The sequence below is a fragment of the [Rhizobium] kunmingense genome (assembly GCF_977018605.1).
Genome location: NZ_CDRNXG010000002.1, coordinates 1,138,845 through 1,157,798, shown reverse-complemented (window position 1 = coordinate 1,157,798; position 18,954 = coordinate 1,138,845). Strand labels below are relative to the sequence as shown.

At 62.2% G+C, this 18,954-nt stretch carries 17 protein-coding genes; 3 read left to right on the top strand and 14 right to left on the bottom strand.

Annotation, left to right across the window (positions count from 1 at the left end):
* Positions 1 to 44 precede the first annotated feature (44 nt).
* Complete coding sequence (locus AC0JZ4_RS23725; protein ID WP_471888922.1) at positions 45 to 1,304, bottom strand: glycerate kinase type-2 family protein; 1,260 nt, start codon at positions 1,302 to 1,304, stop codon at positions 45 to 47.
* Between the two features lie 116 nt (positions 1,305 to 1,420).
* Positions 1,421 to 2,623: a M24 family metallopeptidase gene (locus AC0JZ4_RS23720; RefSeq protein WP_471888921.1), complete on the bottom strand. Its 1,203-nt coding sequence runs from the start codon at positions 2,621 to 2,623 to the stop codon at positions 1,421 to 1,423.
* A 226-nt stretch (positions 2,624 to 2,849) separates the two neighbouring features.
* On the opposite strand from AC0JZ4_RS23720, the gene AC0JZ4_RS23715 reads away from it, so the two are divergent.
* Positions 2,850 to 3,650: an NAD-dependent epimerase/dehydratase family protein gene (locus tag AC0JZ4_RS23715; RefSeq protein WP_471888920.1), complete on the top strand. Its 801-nt coding sequence runs from the start codon at positions 2,850 to 2,852 to the stop codon at positions 3,648 to 3,650.
* A 73-nt stretch (positions 3,651 to 3,723) separates the two neighbouring features.
* The gene (locus AC0JZ4_RS23710; protein ID WP_471888919.1) at positions 3,724 to 5,157 is read left to right on the top strand and encodes an aldehyde dehydrogenase family protein; all 1,434 of its coding nucleotides are present in this window, start codon (positions 3,724 to 3,726) and stop codon (positions 5,155 to 5,157) included.
* A gap of 83 nt (positions 5,158 to 5,240) precedes the next feature.
* Here AC0JZ4_RS23710 and AC0JZ4_RS23705 read toward each other — a convergent pair whose 3' ends face one another.
* The 8 genes from AC0JZ4_RS23705 to AC0JZ4_RS23670 form a co-directional block, all read right to left on the bottom strand.
* Complete coding sequence (locus tag AC0JZ4_RS23705) at positions 5,241 to 5,909, bottom strand: response regulator (protein WP_471888918.1); 669 nt, start codon at positions 5,907 to 5,909, stop codon at positions 5,241 to 5,243.
* Complete coding sequence (locus tag AC0JZ4_RS23700) at positions 5,906 to 7,303, bottom strand: sensor histidine kinase (protein WP_471888917.1); 1,398 nt, start codon at positions 7,301 to 7,303, stop codon at positions 5,906 to 5,908. The genes AC0JZ4_RS23705 and AC0JZ4_RS23700 overlap by 4 nt, the downstream gene beginning before the upstream one ends.
* An 80-nt stretch (positions 7,304 to 7,383) precedes the next feature.
* On the bottom strand, positions 7,384 to 8,736 hold the full coding sequence (locus AC0JZ4_RS23695) for an LLM class flavin-dependent oxidoreductase (protein WP_471888916.1): 1,353 nt from the start codon (positions 8,734 to 8,736) through the stop codon (positions 7,384 to 7,386).
* A gap of 32 nt (positions 8,737 to 8,768) precedes the next feature.
* A complete protein-coding gene (gene hutC, locus AC0JZ4_RS23690) occupies positions 8,769 to 9,521 on the bottom strand; it encodes a histidine utilization repressor (protein ID WP_471888915.1) in 753 nt (250 codons plus the stop codon).
* On the bottom strand, positions 9,518 to 10,309 hold the full coding sequence (locus AC0JZ4_RS23685) for an amino acid ABC transporter ATP-binding protein (RefSeq protein ID WP_471888914.1): 792 nt from the start codon (positions 10,307 to 10,309) through the stop codon (positions 9,518 to 9,520). The genes hutC and AC0JZ4_RS23685 overlap by 4 nt, the downstream gene beginning before the upstream one ends.
* Positions 10,306 to 10,974, bottom strand: coding sequence for an amino acid ABC transporter permease (locus tag AC0JZ4_RS23680; protein ID WP_471888913.1), 669 nt, complete (start codon positions 10,972 to 10,974; stop codon positions 10,306 to 10,308). Before AC0JZ4_RS23680 ends, AC0JZ4_RS23685 begins: the two co-directional genes overlap by 4 nt.
* Complete coding sequence (locus tag AC0JZ4_RS23675; protein ID WP_471888912.1) at positions 10,971 to 11,612, bottom strand: amino acid ABC transporter permease; 642 nt, start codon at positions 11,610 to 11,612, stop codon at positions 10,971 to 10,973. Before AC0JZ4_RS23675 ends, AC0JZ4_RS23680 begins: the two co-directional genes overlap by 4 nt.
* Positions 11,613 to 11,701: 89 nt before the next feature.
* The gene (locus AC0JZ4_RS23670; protein WP_471888911.1) at positions 11,702 to 12,529 is read right to left on the bottom strand and encodes a transporter substrate-binding domain-containing protein; all 828 of its coding nucleotides are present in this window, start codon (positions 12,527 to 12,529) and stop codon (positions 11,702 to 11,704) included.
* Positions 12,530 to 12,954: 425 nt separating this feature from the next.
* Between AC0JZ4_RS23670 and AC0JZ4_RS23665 the strand changes: the two genes are divergently transcribed.
* Positions 12,955 to 14,205 carry a Zn-dependent hydrolase gene (locus tag AC0JZ4_RS23665; RefSeq protein WP_471888910.1) on the top strand — a complete coding sequence of 417 codons (1,251 nt, stop codon included), beginning with the start codon at positions 12,955 to 12,957 and terminating at the stop codon, positions 14,203 to 14,205.
* 56 nt (positions 14,206 to 14,261) lie between these two features.
* Here AC0JZ4_RS23665 and AC0JZ4_RS23660 read toward each other — a convergent pair whose 3' ends face one another.
* The 4 genes from AC0JZ4_RS23660 to AC0JZ4_RS23645 all read right to left on the bottom strand — a co-directional run bounded on the left by AC0JZ4_RS23660 (position 14,262) and on the right by AC0JZ4_RS23645 (position 18,708).
* Complete coding sequence (locus tag AC0JZ4_RS23660; protein WP_471888909.1) at positions 14,262 to 15,185, bottom strand: pseudouridine-5'-phosphate glycosidase; 924 nt, start codon at positions 15,183 to 15,185, stop codon at positions 14,262 to 14,264.
* A 14-nt stretch (positions 15,186 to 15,199) separates the two neighbouring features.
* Positions 15,200 to 16,312, bottom strand: a complete 1,113-nt coding sequence (locus tag AC0JZ4_RS23655; RefSeq protein ID WP_471888908.1) for a carbohydrate kinase — start codon at positions 16,310 to 16,312, stop codon at positions 15,200 to 15,202.
* Positions 16,313 to 16,453: 141 nt separating this feature from the next.
* Entirely contained in the window at positions 16,454 to 17,452 is a 999-nt protein-coding gene (gnd, locus tag AC0JZ4_RS23650) for a phosphogluconate dehydrogenase (NAD(+)-dependent, decarboxylating) (RefSeq protein WP_471888907.1), read from the bottom strand.
* A 143-nt stretch (positions 17,453 to 17,595) separates the two neighbouring features.
* On the bottom strand, positions 17,596 to 18,708 hold the full coding sequence (locus AC0JZ4_RS23645; protein WP_471888906.1) for an anhydro-N-acetylmuramic acid kinase: 1,113 nt from the start codon (positions 18,706 to 18,708) through the stop codon (positions 17,596 to 17,598).
* Positions 18,709 to 18,954: the final 246 nt, after the last annotated feature.

Sequence of the window (18,954 nt, the reverse complement as noted above, 5' to 3'; positions counted from 1 at the left end):
CGCCGTCGTAACGCGAAGGCGCCGCATGCTATTGGTCGGCGTGCTCAACGGATCAGGATCGCTCTGAAATCGTTGACATTCGTGCCGGTCGGGCCTGTCTCGAAAAGATCGCCGATGGCGGAAAACCCGGTATAGCTGTCGTTGCGATCCAAAAGAGCGCGTGCGTCGGAGCCGGCACTGCGCAAGCGCTGCACGGTACCGCCATCGACAAATGCGCCGGCATTGTCTTGCGATCCGTCTATCCCATCAGTATCCGCCGCAAGCGCTGCAATGCCGGTACCATCGATGGCAAGGGCGAGAGACAGCGCGAACTCGCCGTTTCGTCCGCCCTTGCCCCCCTTGGAGCGCAACGTCACGGTCGTCTCGCCGCCGGACAGGATGAGGGCGGGCTTTCTGAACGGCCGGTTTTTCAAAGCGACCTCACGGGCAAGCGCACCATGAACGAGCGCCACGTCGCGCGCCTCGCCCTCGATCGAATCCGACAGGATATGCGCCTCGACGCCCTGCTCACCCGCCAGCCGGGCTGCAGCCTCCAGCGACACGCCGGCGGACGCGATGACGTAATGCTCGTTGCGGCAAAAGCGGGGATCGTCAGGCCGCGGTGCGTCGGCCGCCGGCGACCTGAGATGGGCCATGACGGCTGCCGGAAGCTCCATGCGATACTGATCGATAAAGGTGAGCGCCTCCTGCCGCGTGCTGGCATCCGGCACGGTCGGCCCTGAGGCCACGAAGGCCGGATTGTCTCCCGGAATATCCGACACGATGAGGCTCACGACCCGCGCCCTGGTCGCTGCAGCAAGGCGTCCGCCCTTGATGTTGGAGACATGCTTGCGCACGACGTTCATGGCGGAAATCGGCGCACCCGAGGCAAGCAGCGCCTCGTTCAGGGCAATCTCGTCGGCGAGCGTCACGCCTTCGGGCGGGGCAGGCAGGAGGGCGGAACCACCACCGCAGATCAGCGCGATGACCAGATCGTCTTCGCACAGGTTCGAGATCGTCTCGACCAGCCGTCTTGCAGCCGCAAGGCCCGCCTCGTCCGGCACCGGATGAGCCGCCTCGATGATCTCGATCGACCGCGTCTCGCAGCCATAGCCGTAGCGGGTGACGACGACTCCGGTCAGGGCTGGGCCTTGCCAGACCTTTTCCAGTGCCGCCGCCATCTGGGCTGCACCTTTGCCGGCGCCGATCACGACGGTCTTTCCCTGTTCGGGTGGGGAGGGAAGGTGATCACGGATGCCGGTCAGCGGATCGGCAGCCTTCACCGCTGCATCGAACAACGACTTCAGGAAATCACGATCGTTCATAAGTCTTCTCCTCACCCTGTCAGAGTTACTGACCATGAGATGCGGACAGGGTCAATCGATCCGAACCCGGTGGGCGACCATGCCGCACCACCAGGGCGAGCCGACCCTTGCCGCAATCAACCGAACGGTTTGTCGATCGACTGCGCCGGCGTCGTGAAGAAGACAGGACCGTCTTCGGACATATAGATGATGTCCTCCAGACGAACGCCGCACTCGCCATAAATGGCAAGCATCGGCTCGTCGGAAAAGACCATGCCCGGTTCAAGCAGCGTGCTGTTGCCGCGTACGATGTAAGGGTCCTCGTGCAGATCCATGCCCAATCCGTGACCGGTGCGATGCGGCAGGCCCGGTACATTATAGTCAGGCCCGAACCCGGCATCGGTCAGCACCTTGCGGGCAGCGAAATCGACCGCCTCGCAGGGCGTGCCGATCTTCGCCGCGTCGAATGCGGCGCGGTGAGCCTTCTGCTCCAGCGCCCAGACCTCGCGCTGGCGCTCCGTCGGTTCGCCGAACACATAGGTGCGGGTAATGTCGGAGCAGTAGCGATGGATGTGAGCGCCGAGGTCGATCAGCACCATGTCGCCGGACTTTAGCGTCTGGGCATAAGGCACGCCATGCGGATAGGCGGTCGCCTCGCCGAACTGGGCGGCAGCGAAGATGTGGCGCATCCCGAGTTTTGCATGCGCCGCGGCGATGAAAGCCGTCACTTCGGTGGTAGAAACGCCTTCGTAGAGACCCTGCCAGACGGCCTTGTGAACCCGGTAGCTGGCGTCCATCGCCGTCTGGATGATGGCGATCTCGGTCGCCGACTTGATCTGCCGGCATCCGGCGATCAGTTCCTTTGCCCCGGAGATCTTCAGGCGGTGCCCGACATGGGCGCTGATCGCGCTGGAAAAGACGAAAGGCGTTGCGGGATCGAAGGCAAGCGTATCACCATCCGCGCCCAGTCCGCAGATCAGGTCCGCGACCAGCAAAGCCGGGTCCTGATGCTCCTCCCAGACGGCGATGTCGCCGGCAACGGTGATCATCGTCTGCGTCTTCGGCTCCTCGAAGGCCGGGCTGATGTAGATAGGCGTGCCCGTTGAGGGAATGATCGCGCCATGCAGCCGTTCGCTTGCACCAAGTGTCATGGCAGTGAAATAGGTGAGGCTCGTCGAGGTATCGAGATAGACCGCCTTGACGCCAGTCTCGCGCATCAGCCCCTGAAGCTTCGAGATGCGGCCGAGCAGCTCCTTGAGCGAGATCGGCGCAACGGCAGAGGCGATATCATCGAACTCGGCCAGGGACTGTTTGAACGACTTGTAGGCGGGGGCACTCATCTTGGCATCCTGTGGGCACATGTGCGGAATCGCTGTGCTGTTCTTCCGACGAATTGTCATGCTTGGCAATAAAAATGCCGCCCGGAGGACTGCGAGCTGGAAGCGAAATCCCCGCCCGTCCAAGAAAGCGGTTGACGCACCCAACACCACTTATAATATCTATTTCAGTCGCGCTGTATGACAAGCTTGTTCCGCAGCCGGAGGTAGACCATCCTGGGGAGGATCCATGTTGAAGAAGCTGTTGCTGACGGGCGCCGCTGGCGGCGTCGGTCAGGGCATTCGCCCATTGCTGTCACAGATTGCCGAAACCATCGTGCTGTCGGATATCGGCGACGTGACGGATCTGGGGCCACGGGAAAGCTTTGTCCGGTGCGATCTTGCCGATGCGAAGGCAGTCTCGGCTCTGTTCGATGGCATTGACGCGGTGATCCATCTCGGCGGCATTTCGGTGGAACGCCCCTTCGATCTCATTCTTCAGGGCAACATTATCGGCCTCTACAACCTCTATGAAGCCGCCCGCCATCACGGCATGCCGCGCATCGTGTTTGCCAGCTCGAACCATGTGGTCGGCTATTACCGCCAGGACGAGCATATCGATAACGGCGTCTATCCGCGACCAGACTCACTCTATGGCGTGTCGAAGGTCTTCGGCGAGGCGATAGCCAGTCTGTATCACGACAAGTTCGGCCAGGAGACGCTGTCGGTCCGTATTGGCTCCTGCTTCGACAAGCCGCTCAACCGCCGCATGCTTGCGACATGGTTGAGCTATCGCGATTTCGTGTCGCTTTGCGCACGCGCCTTCGAGGTCCCGCAACTCGGGCACACGGTCGCCTATGGTGCCTCGGACAACGAGCCCAAATGGTGGGATAACGGCAACGCCGCCTTTCTGGGCTGGCAACCGCAGGACAGCACCGCAAAATGGCGCGCAGAGGTGGAGGCCGCCGCCGGGCCGGTCGATCCGACCGATCCCGTAGCCCTCTATCAGGGCGGCGCGTTCGTCTCCGCTGGCCATCCAGCCGACACCTGATACGATCCGGCCGCAAGGCCGAAAGCCTTAACACGCACCGGCCGCGGGGGCGGCCGGAGGGAAGGAATTGACGATGACTATCCACCAGAACCTCATTGCCGGCGAATGGGTCGGCAGCAACGGCTCGGAAAACATCAACCCGTCCGACACGAACGATATCGTCGGACTTTATGCCCAGGCCTCGGCAGAGGATGTGAAGCAGGCGATCGCCGCCGCCAAGACCGCGTTTCCAGCCTGGTCGCGCTCAGGAATCCTCGAGCGCCACGCGATCCTGAAGAAGACGGCGGACGAAATCCTCGCCCGCAAGCAGGAGCTCGGCACGCTTCTGTCGCGCGAGGAGGGAAAGACGCTTGCCGAAGGGATCGGCGAGGTCACCCGCGCAGCACAGATCTTCGACTTCTTTGCCGGCGAAACGCTAAGGCTTGCAGGCGAAGTGTTGCCGTCGGCCCGTCCGAATATCGGGGTCGAAATCACCCGCGAGCCGCTCGGCGTGATCGGCATCATTACCCCCTGGAATTTCCCGATCGCCATTCCCGCCTGGAAGATCGCGCCGGCTCTCGCCTATGGCAACACGGTCGTGTTCAAGCCGGCCGAACTGGTGCCCGGCTGCTCCTGGGCGATCGTCGATATCCTGCACCGCGCCGGCTTGCCCAAGGGCGTTCTCAACCTCGTCATGGGACCCGGTTCGGTCGTCGGTCAGACCATGCTCGACAGCCCGGATATCGCCGGCATCACCTTCACCGGCTCGACCGGCACCGGCAAGCGCGTCGCCGCGGCCTCGATCGAGCATAACCGCAAGTTCCAGCTGGAGATGGGTGGCAAGAACCCGATGGTCGTTCTCGACGACGCCGATCTCGGCGTTGCCGTGGAAGCCGCCGCCAATTCCGGGTTCTTCTCCACCGGCCAGCGCTGCACGGCATCGTCCCGCCTGATCGTGACGGAAGGCATTCACGACAGGTTCGTCGCAGCACTCACCGAACGCCTCAAAGGCATCGAGGTCGGCCATGCGCTGAAACCCGAAACCCATGTCGGCCCGGTCGTCGATGCCCGGCAGCTGAAGACTGATACCGATTACATCGATATCGGCGTCGGCGAAGGTGCCAAGCTTGCTTTCGGTGGCGAACGGATCGAGCGGGACACGCCCGGCTTCTTCCTCCAGCCGACGCTCTTCACCGAGGCGACGAACCAAATGCGCATCTCACGCGAGGAGATTTTCGGGCCGGTGGCAAGCGTCATCCGCGTCAGGGATTACGACGAGGCGCTGAGCGTCTCCAACGATACGCCGTTCGGTCTTTCCGCCGGCATCGCCACGACGAGCCTGAAATACGCAACCCACTTCAAGCGCAATTCGGAAGCGGGAATGGTGATGGTCAATCTGCCGACAGCCGGCGTCGATTTCCACGTCCCCTTCGGCGGCCGCAAGGCATCGTCCTTCGGCTCGCGCGAACAGGGCAAGTATGCGGCTGAATTCTTCACCGTCGTGAAAACGGCCTATACGCTGGCCTGAGCCGCTCGGCTTCAGGTTCTTGTAGAGGCAGGCATTGTCTGCCTCTACCGACCCGGATCACGAAACGCAGGGCCCTTGCGCCGTCACGCCGAAGCGGGTCGGATCGCGCCATCCCAGATCGCGTCGTTCCAGGCGATCGCCGCGGCCGTCCGGTTGACGACGCCGAGCTTGGTGAAGATCCGCGTCATGTGGTGTTTGACGGTTTTCTCGTGCAGGTCGAGTTCGATCGCAATCGACTTGTTGCTGAGCCCGTTTGCGGCCAGTTCGAGCACCTCGCGCTCGCGGGCGGTCAACTCGCGCATACCGGCGGTTAGAACCGCATCTCCCTCAGAGACCGACGGGGCCGCCAGCATCTTGGCCGAAAGGGCAGGGGCAACATAGCCTTCTCCGGCCGCAACGGAGCGCAGGATTTCGCCGAGCGAGGTCGAACCGACACCTTTCAGCACATAACCTTTCGCGCCTTCCTGCAGCGCCAGTCTTATATCCTCGCTGGCCTCGGATACCGTCAGCATGACGATGTTCTGGTCGGGACGCTCCGCGAGGATAGGCGAAATGGCGTCCAGCCCACCGCCCGGCATGGAAATATCCATCAGCAGGATGTCCGGCTGGTAGGACTGGACGATGCTGATCGCATCATCCCGGCTTGCGCCTTCGGCCACGATGGCAAAGCCCTGCTCGCTCAGTGTCCGGGACACGCCTTCCCTGAAGAGAGGGTGATCATCACATACGGCAATCCGCAAATCCGTCATCAAATCGTCTCCGCTTCGCAAATCCTGAACGCCAATGTTACGCGTGTTCCTGCGCTGTCCGACTGAATCTCGAAACGCCCTCCAAGGCTTTCGATCCGTTCTCGCAGACCGGCAATGCCAAGGTTTGTGGGCTTTACCAAGGCAGGGTCGAAACCAGGCCCGGAATCCATCACATCCACCACGATACTGTCGCCCTCGAAACGTTGCAGAACCTTCTGTCCGGCGCCGCCCGCATGGCGCCAGCCATTGTTGAGTGTTTCCTGGACGAAGCGGTAGAGACATATCTTCTCCGCCGCCGACGGCTGCAGGTCCGTTTCAGAAAGCGTCAGCTCGACAGCGATGCCGGTGCGTTCCCGATAGCGCCGCACGGCCTGGGAAATCACCTCATGCATGCCCGCCGCCTCGATTTCGGGCAGGATCAGGTCGTGGCAGATACTACGGATTTCCTTCATCGCCTCCTGGAGGCTTTTCTTGATCGATCCCACCTCGGCCTCGCGCTGATCCAGCCGGGCCTGTGGGCCGAGGATGGCAGGGCTGTCGATGCGCAGCGAAGCATAGGCGATCAGTTGTGCCGGGCCGTCATGCAGATCGGCGCCGAGCCGCCTCAGGAAGCGTTCATTGAGCGCCGTCGTGCGGCGGCTGGCCTTCTGCACGCGCTCATGCAAGGCCCTGTTCTGTTTCAACAGCTGCGAAAGTTCGCCGACGCGGGCATTCAGCAGCCCTCGCTGCAGATCGATGAGACGGCTGCCGCGCATGACGATCAGCGACAAGAGCGAGAAGATCACAGCGATCACCATCGCCACGGCGAACCAGGCCCTGAGCCGGGCGGTAAACAGGCTCTGCTCGAAATCCGTCGCGATCTCGTAGAATTCCGAGACCGCCACGACCTCGCCAGACCAGGGCTGGCGGACAGGGTTATAGATCTCCAGCAGCGGCGGCGTTTCGCCCAGCGCCTCCCGTTCTTCCGGGCCTATATCGTTGAACTCGGAGATGATCAGGCCGGTGAAGGCGGCGGTCAGATCCTCTCCAGGCGTTCTCCGCTGCCCTATCTGACGCTTGTCATTGGCATAGAGGATCGTCCCGTCCTTTCGCCACAGCCGAAACGACACGAGGCGGCGGCCGAGCGCGCCCTGCGCCAGCGTCTTGTCGAGCGCCTGTTCGACGGCTGGATCGAGCCTCTCGCTCGTGCTCATGTCCGGCAGGATCGGAGCAATGACGCTGTCGACATAGAGCGCCGTCGACGCCGCCGAATTGCGGGTGACGGCGTCGGTAATCAGCTTGGCGACCACTGTGCCGACGATCAATGTTGCAACGATGGAGACCAGACCGCCGGTGACGAGAAACTGGCGCGCGAGCGTCTGGCCGTTCCAATGAGCGATGATGTTGGGGAGCCGCACGCAAGCCTCGGTCGAGTGAAGATAACCGGTGCTAGATATGGCTGTCGATCAGCTAATCAATGTCAGATATCGCACTGTGATCAGCCACTCTGCCGGGCTGCCGCATAACGGTTCACGGGCATGGAAAGGCCGAGATTTTCGCGCAGCGTCGCGCCCTCGTACTCTTCCCGGAAAAGCCCGCGACGGCGCAATTCCGGTACGACCAGCTCGACGAAATCGGTGAGGCTCGCCGGCAGTGTCGGGAACATCAGGATGAAGCCGTCTGCGGCGCGGGCCTCGAACCACTCCTCCATGAAGTCGGCGATCTCCTTCGGCGTGCCGGTAATGCCATTGCCGGTGCTTTTTTCCGCATAGTGGCGGATCAGGTGACCGAGCGTGTGGCCCTGCTTGATGAAATCGGTCAGCTCCTCGAACAGAGCCCTGGACCCCTTCGGCTGCTGCGGCAGCCGCTCCATCGGGAAGGGCTTGTCCAGTTCGGCGCCTGACAGGTCGGTCTCGAGGAATTCGCCGAGCATCCAGCGGCCGACATCCGGATGCAGGTTGTCGATGAGGAAATCGACCTTCGCTTGCGCTTGCGCCTTCGTTTCTCCGACATTGACGACGATGCCGGGCATCATCTTCAAGTCGTCCTGACGACGACCGTATTTCGCCATGCGACCTTTGACATTCTGGTAAAAGGCGCCGTTGCGCTCGATGCTGGAGGCAAGGCTGAAGACGATTTCCGACGTACGGGCCGCCAGTTCCATCCCGGCCTCTGATCCGCCTGCCTGGGCGATGACCGGCCGGCCTTGCGGCGTCGACGCACTGTTGAGCGGCCCGCGCACCTGGAAATGCTTGCCCTTGTGGTTCAGCGTATGCAGTTTGTCCTTGTCGTAATAGACGCCGCTTTCGCGATCGAGCAGCAGCGCATCCGGCTCGAAACTGTCCCACAGGCCGAAGACGACATCGACGAATTCCTCGCCGCGCTCATAACGGACGGCATGTGGATCGAGGCCTTCGCGATTGAAGTTATAGCCGGTCTCGTCATGGTCGGAGGTGACGACATTCCAGCAAGCCCGGCCGCCGCTCAGGTGATCGATCGAAGAGAAGATGCGGGCGATGTTGAACGGCTCGTAATAGCTGGTCGAGGCTGTCGCGACGAAGCCGAGCTTTTCCGTCATCGCGGCAAGCGCAGTGATCAGCGTCAGCGGCTCGAAACGGTTCATCTTTGTCGGCGAGCGGGAGAGCGCCTCCGGGTCTCCGATCGCCGCCGCCGGCGAATCCGCCACGAACATGAAGTCGAGCTTGGCCTGTTCGGAGATGCGGGCGACGTTCAGCAGATGCTCGATCCTGTTGGCGCCGTTGACGTCGGCCGCCGGGTGCAGCCAGCTCGCCGGGTTGAAGCCGAATGTATAGACAAAAGTTCCGAGTTTCAGCTTGTCTTCGCGGGCCATGGCTTGTCAGCTCCTTCTAAATCGAAATCCTGTCAGATTGCCTGGGATGGGGTGAAACGGGCGGTCAGCGTGTGGCTGTCGCCGGGATAGGTCAGGCGCACCGCCGTGACCGACTGGTCGAGCCGCCAGGTCTGGCGTTCGACGACCATGACGGGGCTGCCTTCAGGGATGGCCAGATGCGAGGCGGCAAGCTGCTGCGCGCCGCGGGCCGCGATCCGGTGTTCGGCAGCGCTCCACGGAACGTGGTCGAGAAGCCAGGGACCGGGCGATAGCCGTTCGAAACTCTCGTCTTCCGCTGCCGGCACGACATCCAGGCTGATCAGCCGCTGCTCCAGGCAGAAGGGGGTATCGCCGGCAAAATGCAGGCAGGTCACATCGACCACCTTTCTCCCGCGCGCAAGGCCCAGTTGCCTGGCCTCCTCGCGGTCGGCGGGCCTCACCGTACGCAGCAGAATGCGGTGATGATAGCTCTTGGAGGCGGCCTTCACCTCTTCGCGGATATCATAGATTTCCAGGATGGCGCTCTGCGCCTTTTGCGGCAGCACGACGCTGCCGATCTTGCGGCGGCGCTGCACGAGGCCGGCGCGGGCGAGCTGCGTCACCACCTTGTTCACCGTCATGCGCGAGCATTCGTATTGCTCGGCAAGCTGCTGCTCGGAAGGGATGCGGTGCCCCGGCGCCCAGTGACCGGTCAGGATATTCTGCTCGATATCCGAAAGTATCCGCTGGTGCAGGGAAACGGGTACCTCGGCCATGTCGTGAGCAGTCACCTTTTCCTGTATCATGCGAGCATGCTGGCTCCGCGATCCAGATAGGTATCGAGGAACTGCTCCAGCCGCGGCGGACGCGGCTTGGCGAAAATCTCTGCCGGCGGACCGGAAAACAGCAGGCGGCCGTGGTCGAGAAAGCTGATCTGCTGGCCGACGCTCGCGGCAAAGCCGATTTCGTGGGTGACGACGACCATGGTCATGCCTTCTGCCGCGAGATCGCGCATGACGTTCAGCACTTCGCCGGTCAGTTCCGGGTCGAGTGCCGAGGTCGGCTCGTCGAACAGCATGATCTTCGGCTCCAGCGCCAGCGCGCGTGCGATCGCGACACGCTGCTGCTGGCCACCGGAAAGCTGCGACGGATAGTGGCCGGCGCGGTTTTCCAGTCCGACCTTGCGAAGCTGCGCCATGGCCCGTTCTTCCGCCTCGGCCTTCGGCACCTTGCGGACGATCTTCAGCGCTTCGCTGACATTGCCGAGCGCCGTCATATGCGGCCACAGATTGAACTGCTGGAAGACCATGCCGGTCTTGGCGCGCACGGAACGGATCTGCGCGATCGGAAGTCTTTCGCGCTTGCCATTGGCATCTTCGAAAAAGCCGAGCGCCTCGCCGTTGATGGTAATCATGCCGCTCGTCGCTTCCTCAAGGAAAGCCAGGCAGCGCAGAAGCGTGCTCTTGCCGGACCCGGAAGGACCGATCAGGCAGGATACCTTGCCCTCCGGAATATCCAGATCGATGTCCTGCAGCACGGTGGTCTCCCCGAACCGCTTGACCAATTTGCGGATGCTGATGGCGGGTACACTCATGCTTTTGAAAACCTCAGTCGGGAAAGACGCTTTTCAGCCTGGCGGCCGAGCCTGTCCGTCAGTTCAACGATGATCCAATAGGTGACGGCGAGAACGAAGATCGCCTCCAGGAAGGCATATTGCTGCGAGCCGATGGCGCTGACCGTCGCCGTCAGTTCCGGCACCGTGATGATGGACAGCACGGCGGATTCCTTCAGCAGAATGATCGCCAGGTTGATCGCCGGCGGCAGCACGATCAGCGCCATTTCCGGGATCTGGATGCGAGCGATGGTCTGCATCCGCGTCATGCCCAGGCATTGCGCGGCCTCGACATGCCCGACCGGAACCGAAGCATAACCGGCGCGAAACACCTCGCTGTAATAGGCGGCGCTATAGACGGTAAGGCCGATCAGGCCGCAGGGGACCGGATCGAGCATCAGCCCGACGAAGGGACCGCCGTAATAGAGCAGGAAAATCTGGATCAGGAACGGCGTTCCGCGCAGCACCTCGACGATGGTGCCCAGCACGCCGTTGACGATCATGCCGCCGAAGCGTCGCGCCGTGGCGATGATGAAGCCGGCGACAACACCGCCAAGCACGCCGGCAACCCAAAGCCAGAGCGTGACAAACAGGCCGCTGCCGATTTCCGGCATCTTCTCGAGAATGACCTGGGGATCGAACATCATGCCGAGGCTCCCTTCAGGGATTTTTCGGCGTAACGGCCAAGAAGCGCGATCGCGGAGTTGATGACGAAGTAGATGAGAGCGGCGCTGGCAAAGATCGGGATCGGCATGAATGTGCTGGACGCAAGATCCTGCGCCATCTTGGTGATCTCGATAATGCCGACGACCGACACGAGCGACGAGGATTTGAGGATCATGATCGCTTCATTGACCAGCGCCGGCAGCGTGAGCCGCAAGGCAATCGGCACGCGGATTCGCAAAAACGTCTGCACTCCGTTGAAGCCAGCGACATCGGCGGCTTCGACGAGCCCGCGCGGCACGCTCTCGAACCCGCCACGCAGGTTTTCCGCCTGATAGGCGGCGGTGCACAGGGAAAGACCGACGATCGCCGCGACGATGCCCGGCACATTGATGCCGATGACAGGCAGAAGCGTATAGATCAGCAGCAGCTGCACGAGCAGCGGCACGCCGCGGAAAAAGCTGATGAACAGCCGTGCCGGCACGCCATAGATCGCCTTGCCCGTCTGAAGCGCCGCAGACAGAAGCATGGCGATCAGGAAGCCGATCGCAATCGAAACGAGGCTGATGCCGAGCGTCGATATGGCCGCTTCCAGGAGAAGCGTGAAAAGTTTGAATGTCATCGGTTACGTGTCGTCCGTCACCGGCAAAATGCCGGCCGCAGAGAACGGGAAGGGGATGCGGCATGCGCATCCCCAGGATCAGATCTGGTTCAGAATGCCGGCTCAGGAACGGAATCCGGCGTATCGAAGGTCGTGCCGAACCACTTTTCCTGCAATTTGCCGAGACGGCCGTCCTTCTTCATCGCGATGATTTCGGCGTCGATATAGTCGAGCAGTGCCTTGTGATCATCATCCTTGGTGCCGATGAAGCCGAAATAGGTCTTCTTGCCGAAAGCCGGCGTGACGACTTCGAACATGCCGTTGCGCTGCTGGGCGACGAAGGCGATGTTAGGAAGCGAGTTGGCAACCGCGACAACACGGCCGGCAGCGAGATCGGCATAGGCATCGTTGAACGATACGTATTCGCGGACATTGACCTGCTCGGAAAGCGTGGCCGAATATTCCTGCAACTGCGCCAGCTGTGCCGTCGCCTTGCCGACGCCGACGGCCTTGCCGGCAATGTCTTCCGGCTTGGTGATGGAGGTGTCGCCGGCCTTTTTCAGGATCGCAACGGACGCCTCGGCGATCGGTGCGCTCATGCGATAGCGGGCGATACGCGCCTTGGTGATCGTGGCCGGGCCTGCGACGACATCGAACTTGCCGGCTTCGAGGCTCGGCAGAACGCTGTCCCAGGGAAGCTCGACCCATTCGATCTTGACGCCGAGGTCCTTGCCCAGCGCTTCGAAGAAGTCGACATTGAGGCCCTTGTGTTCACCGGCATCGATGAAATCGAACGGGGCGAATGCCGTTTCGGTGCCGACCTTCAGCACGCCGGCAGCCTTGGCCTTGGCCAGCACGTCTTCCGCATGGGCGGAAAGCGACGTGGCAAGCAGAAGGGCGCCGGCGGCGACTGCCTTCATCAATTGTCTTTTAAGCATTGGTGATTTCTCCGCTTTGTTCTAACCTGAGATCCGCAGTCCGGCTGTTCCCATCCGTGTGACGGCAATTTTCCTGCCGCTCGTTTTATTGACTATACAAATAGACCGATGTTTGCGGACCCGTCAACGGCATGAGCATGCGGTCAAACAATCAATTTTTTGATGGCGGCAAACGTCGCTCTGGCCGGCACCGCACCAAGGAGCGAACCATCCAGAGGTCTGGGCGATGCACGAGAGATCGGCGCGCATCCCGCATCGAACACTGCTGGCGAAATAGACGAACATTTTCATCGGATCAACGCTCTTGCGTCACGGGCAAAATCAAACCTATCCTGCAGCACCACCCGCCCCGTCCGCGCGATAATGTTGACCAGCCTATCTTTTCGCGCGCCCGCCTCCTCTGCCAGCTTTCAGGAAAATGCCGCATGAAGACCAATCTCGTCGTCAACGCCGATCGGATCGCAGCCGATATCGACGCTCTGGCGGCCATCACCGAACCTGACAAGCCCTGGACCCGCCGCGCCTTCACCCCGATGTTTCTGCGCGGGCGTGCCTATGTGGACCAGATTTTTCGCGAAGCGGGGCTTGAGACCCGCATCGACACAGCCGGAAACATGATCGGCCGACGCCGCGGCAGCGTCGCCGGCAAGGGAACGCTGATGCTCGGTTCCCATACGGATACCGTGCCGAACGGCGGTCGGTTCGACGGCATTGCCGGTGTGATCGCCGCGCTTGAAGTCGCCCGCGCGCTGCGCGATGCCGGCGTCGAGCTGGAACATGATCTCGAAATCGTCGATTTCCTGGCCGAAGAAGTGTCCATATTCGGCGTTTCCTGCATCGGCAGCCGTGGTATGACCGGCGTGCGCCCGCCGGAATGGCTGGAGCGTACGGTCGAGACGGCAGACGGCACCATCGATCTGGCCGAAGGCATCCGCCAAGTCGGCGGCACACCGGCTGACGTCGGTGGCCGCACCGATATCAAGGCCTTCCTCGAGCTGCATATCGAGCAGGGCACGGTTCTGGAGCGAGAAAAGATAGATATCGGCATCGTCGGCGCGATCACCGGCATTTCCCGCTACGAGATCCTGATCGAGGGACGCGCCGACCATGCCGGCACGACGCCGATGAACGCGCGCTACGATGCGCTGAGCGCGGCGTCGCTGATCGTGCTCGGGATCGAGCAGATTGCCGGCGAACTTGCGGCCGGTCCGAGCTATTTCGCCGGTACTGTCGGTGAATTTTCGATGGAGCCGAATGCCGCCAATGTCATCCCTTCGCATGTCCGCATGCTGATCGATGCCCGCGCCGTCGAGCCTTCGGTGATGGAAAGCTTCGTCGCTCGGCTCTGCGACCTCTGCGCACAGACGGCAGTGGCGCGTCACGTGACGATCGCCGAGCCTCGCCGGGTCTCCAACGCCGCGCCGACACCGATGTCGGAGATGATGACCGGCCTCCTCGCATCGAGTGCCGCCCGTATCGGCGCCACCAGCCAGCCGATGGTCTCGGGCGCAGGCCATGATGCGGCGTTTCTGTCCAAGGTCGCACCGGCGGCGATGATCTTCATTGCCAGCAAGGATGGCCGCAGCCATGCAGCCGAGGAATGGTCGGAGAATGACGCGATAACGCTTGGCGCCGCGGTGCTCTACGAAGCGATCCTTGACCTCGATGGAAGATAGACCCACCGGGTGCGACGACCGGGCATCGCCCGGTCGTCAGCTTTGTGCCTGTGCCGTCAGACCTTCTTCAGCGCGGAATAGGCGACGGCCATCTTGGCCGCCAGCGCTGCATTGTTCTTCACCAGTTCGATATTGGATTTGAGGCTCTCGCCCTTGGAAAGCTCGTTGATGCGGGCGAGAAGGAATGGCGTCAGCTCCTTGCGACCGATGCCGCGTTCGTCCGCCTCGCGCACGGCGTCGGCAATCGTGCCGTCGATGAATTCCGGCGTCAGCGCGGCAGCCTGCGGGATCGGATTGGCGATCAGCAGACCTGTACCGGTGCCGAGCTGATGATGCAGCCACATCGCCTTGGCGATCTCCGCCGCGCTATCCAGCCTGTGGTCGGCCTTGTAACCGCTCTTCGCGGTGAAGAAGGCCGGAAAATCCTCGGTGCCATAGGCGATGACGGGAATGCGCTGGGTTTCCAGATATTCGAGCGTCTTGGCGATATCGAGGATCGACTTGACGCCGGCGCAGACGACCGCCGTCTTCGTTCGTCCAAGTTCGGTCAGGTCGGCGGAAATATCGAAGGTCTGCTCTGCGCCGCGATGCACGCCGCCTACGCCGCCGGTCGCGAAGATCTCGATTCCGGCAAGATCGGCGAGCAGCATGGTGGCTGAGACGGTCGTGCCTGCCGTCTGGCCGCGCACCATGGCGACCGCCAGATCGCGGCCCGAGGCCTTCACCACATTCTTGGCCTGCGCCAGCGTTTCCAACTCCTCGGCGTCGAGGCCGACGCGCAACTCGCCGCCTATGACGGCGATCGTCGCCGGAACCGCACCATTTTCCCGCACCACGGCCTCCACCGACTTCGCCGTTTCGAGGTTGGCGGGATACGGCATGCCGTGGGTGATGATCGTTGATTCCAGAGCGACGACCGGTCCGCCTCTTGCCACGGTATCGGCGACTTCCTTGTTGAGCTTCGGCTTCAAGAGCTGCATGGAGGCATGTCCTTTCATGATTGGAACCTGTGCCGGTTTTCGTCAAGAAACGCGGCCGACAGGCCGGGATGCGCACTCGATGCGCATTCCGTTGTCAGTGTGGCAGCGAGCGCGCCCAGCCGCGCCGCATCGAAAATATCGTCGCCGTCGAGAAGACGGTGAAGCGTGGCGGCGATCATCGCGTCGCCAGCGCCGGTCATGTCGACAGGAGCGGCCCTGATCGCTTCGACGAATGTGGCCGCGTCCGGTCCGGCGACGGCCATTCCACGTGCCCCGGCGCTGACGATGGCCATGCCGGCCCCGGCCCGCTGAAGAGAGAGAGCGCAGAAAGTCGCCCCCTCCGGGGTGTGTTCCGCTGACAGGCCGAGTATCGCGTTGGCTTCGTCGATATTCATGAACAGAAGGTCGATGCCGGAAAGGTCCTGTGGCAGACGCGCCGCCTTGTGAGTGGAAACAGCGTCGATGGCCAGCATGCAGGCACCGGACCTGCACCGCGAGATCAAGGCAGAAAGAGCATCCGCCGGCAGGTTGCAATCCGCGAACACCCAGCTGGCCGATGCCAGATGCGGCCAGGCACGCTCTATATGCTGCGGCTGGAAAAGATCGAAGATGCTCATGTCGGCAATGCCGAGCACGAGATCGCCCGCCGGATCGAGGATCGCGGCATATTCGGCCGTCGGCCGCTCGCTGCTTGTCACGACCTGGCTGACATCGACGCCGATCTCGCGCATGTGCTTGAGGAGCGCGTGGCCGCCATCATCGTCGCCGACGATCGAGATGAAGCCGGTCGGAGAGCCGAGCCGGGCGAGGTTTTCGGCGACATTGCGCGCGACGCCGCCAAGGCTGCGTGTGCTGTCCACCGGATTGGATGTTTCCAGCACGATCTGGGCTCGGGCGTGATATTTTCGATCCAGAACCGCCCCGCCGATGCAGATCGCGCGCGCTTCCGAGGCAAGCAGATAGCCACGACCAAGTATATGGCCCTTGTTCATCAGCTGGACGATATGCGCGGCAACGGTCGAACGCGCCAAGCCAAGCGCATCGGCGATTTCCTGCTGGCCGACAAAGGGGTTTTGCCGGATCAGGGCCAGGACGGCGCTTTCCTGTGGTGCAAGCGGCTGGTTCATCACATCGGCCTTCCACATGCGCAACAAGACAGGCTTGCGTCCCCATGTGCAGAAACAAAATCGGAGCGGAAGACGCGCGCCTCCGCTCCGATCAGTCATGCAAACTTCCGACTACCGTGTCAACAAATGTTTATAGTGCAATCACTTGTTGTGCGGCTTCTCGATGTGACCACCAAAAGCCTTGCGCATGGCCGACAGCATCTTGTTGGCGTATTCGGCATTGCCCTGGCTGTCGAAACGGCTGAATACCGCAGCCGAAAGAACCGGCACCGGAACGCCCATGTCGATAGCCGCCTTCATCGTCCATCGGCCTTCGCCTGAGTCGGAGACACGGCCGCCGAAACCGCTGAGCGACGGATCGGCCTTCAGCGCATCGGCGGTCAGATCGAGCAGCCAGGAACCGACCACGCTGCCGTGACGCCAGACTTCGCTGATCGCTTCTATGTCCATGTCGAACTGATAATACTGCTTGTCGGGCAGGGGAGTGGTCTCTGCATCGGCCTCACGATGGGCGTGGCCGGCATTGGCCTGTTTCAACACGTTGAAACCTTCGGCATAGGCCTGCATCATGCCGTATTCGATGCCGTTGTGCACCATCTTGACGAAATGGCCGGCGCCGCTCGGGCCGCAATGCAGATAGCCGCGCTCGGCCGCACGAAGCGACGGGTCGAGGTCCGCTCCCGGCGCCAGCGTCGCAAAGATCGGGTCGAGATGCTGAACAGCCTTGTCCGGCCCGCCGATCATCAGGCAGAAGCCGCGCTCCAGACCCCAGACACCGCCGCTCGTGCCGACATCGACATAGGAAATTCCCTTGGCCGCAAGCTTGGCGCTCTGGTCGACCGCCTCGCGATAGTTGGAGTTTCCGCCATCGATAATAATATCGCCCGGCTCCATGAAGGTCGCCAGTTGTTCGACGATCGCCGGGGTGATCGCCGCCGGCAGCATGATCCAGACGGCACGCGGTGGCGTCAGTTTCTCGAGGAACATTTCGACGGAGGAAATGCCCGTCGCGCCTTCGCCGACCAGCGTCTCGACTGCCGCTGGGTTGACGTCATAGACGACGCATTCATGACCGGCACGCATAAGGCGCCGCGCCATGTTGCCGCCCATGCGGCCCAGTCCCATCATTCCGATCTGCATGTGTAAGCCTCTCGATGCAGTTTGAGAATCGACAGGATAAGTAGGACGATGTGTCGCAGGCCTCAAGTTTTTAAATCGATTTATTTCTGACGCGAGCCGATAGGCGCGTGATCGCTACAAATATATGATCATTCCAATCATGATTATTCCAGCCGACCGCCCGTCTGCGCTTTCGGCACGCCGGTCGTGGTCGGAAAGCTGATCGGCAGGCCGCGAAGCGTACGAACCGCGAGAAAGGCGAAACACTCCGCCTCGACGGCATCGCCGCGCCAACCGAATGTGTCGGCGGAGACAGCGGCCACTCCGGCGCGTTGTTCGAGCATGGCCATGATCGTCGGATTGCGGCGTCCGCCGCCACTGACGATAAGCCGTTTTGGCCGCCGCGGCAAAAGGTCGAGCGCCTTGCCGACGGCGCAGGCCGTGAAGGCCGAAAGCGTGGCCGCGCCGTCGGCCACCGAAAGCCCTTCAGCCATTGCCGCGGTGAAATCGAAACGGTCGAGCGACTTCGGATAGGCGGCCGTCAGATACGGGTGCCGCAGCAGCCGCGCCAGACGCTCCTCGTCGACCGTTCCGGACGCACCGAGCACCCCGTCGCGATCCATCTCGCCGAGACCGTGGCTCGCGATGAAATCGTTGAGCGGCGCATTGGCCGGCCCGGTATCGAAAGCGACGAGCAGATCCTCGCCATCCCACCACGTAATGTTGCCGACGCCACCGAGGTTGAGAATGGCACTGTCACCGCTCAGATCGACACCGCGCAGCAGCGCCGTGTGATAGATCGCAGCTAGCGGCGCGCCCTGTCCGCCGGCGCGAACATCGGCGGTGCGGAAATCGTAGGCCACCTTCGTTCCGAGAATTTCCGCCATCAACCGGCCATCACCAAGCTGTCGCGTGTCGCCGAGACGCCCCTTGACCGGCGCCCGATGCAACACTGTCTGACCATGGAAACCGACAACGCCGATATCCGCCATGGACAGGCCGGCGCTCTCAACCAGCTCGCGTACGGCCGTTGACTGGGCACGCGTCAGCGCCTCTTCCGCCTCGCGGAAGATTGCCGGCTCCTCGCCGTCGAAGTTCCACGCGCGCGCCTGCCGGAGGGTCTCCTCCAGCAGAATTCGGGTTTCGCTGGAATAGGGAGCCAATGTATAGGCGCCGAACGTATCGACGCTTTCGCCATCGGTCTTCAGCAGCGCGACGTCGATATTGCCGTCAAGCACCGTGCCGGTCATCAGCCCGACCGCCCAGATTGGCTTCATTCCATAGTCTCCCATTACCTGTAACCGATTCGGCCTACCGGCAGATAATGCGCCGAGCACGGGTGAGGCGGCAATCGCCACGGGCGCATTTGCGCATGCGCCAACCTTGGACGGGCGGGCCGCGCCGATGGATACATGGGATGGCGGGACGATCGAAGCAGCGACCGTTATGGCAGCCATCTTTTCATGCAGACTTTCACTTCCGCTGGAACTTGGATCTGGTACCTTGGTGCCGCGCGCTCGCTA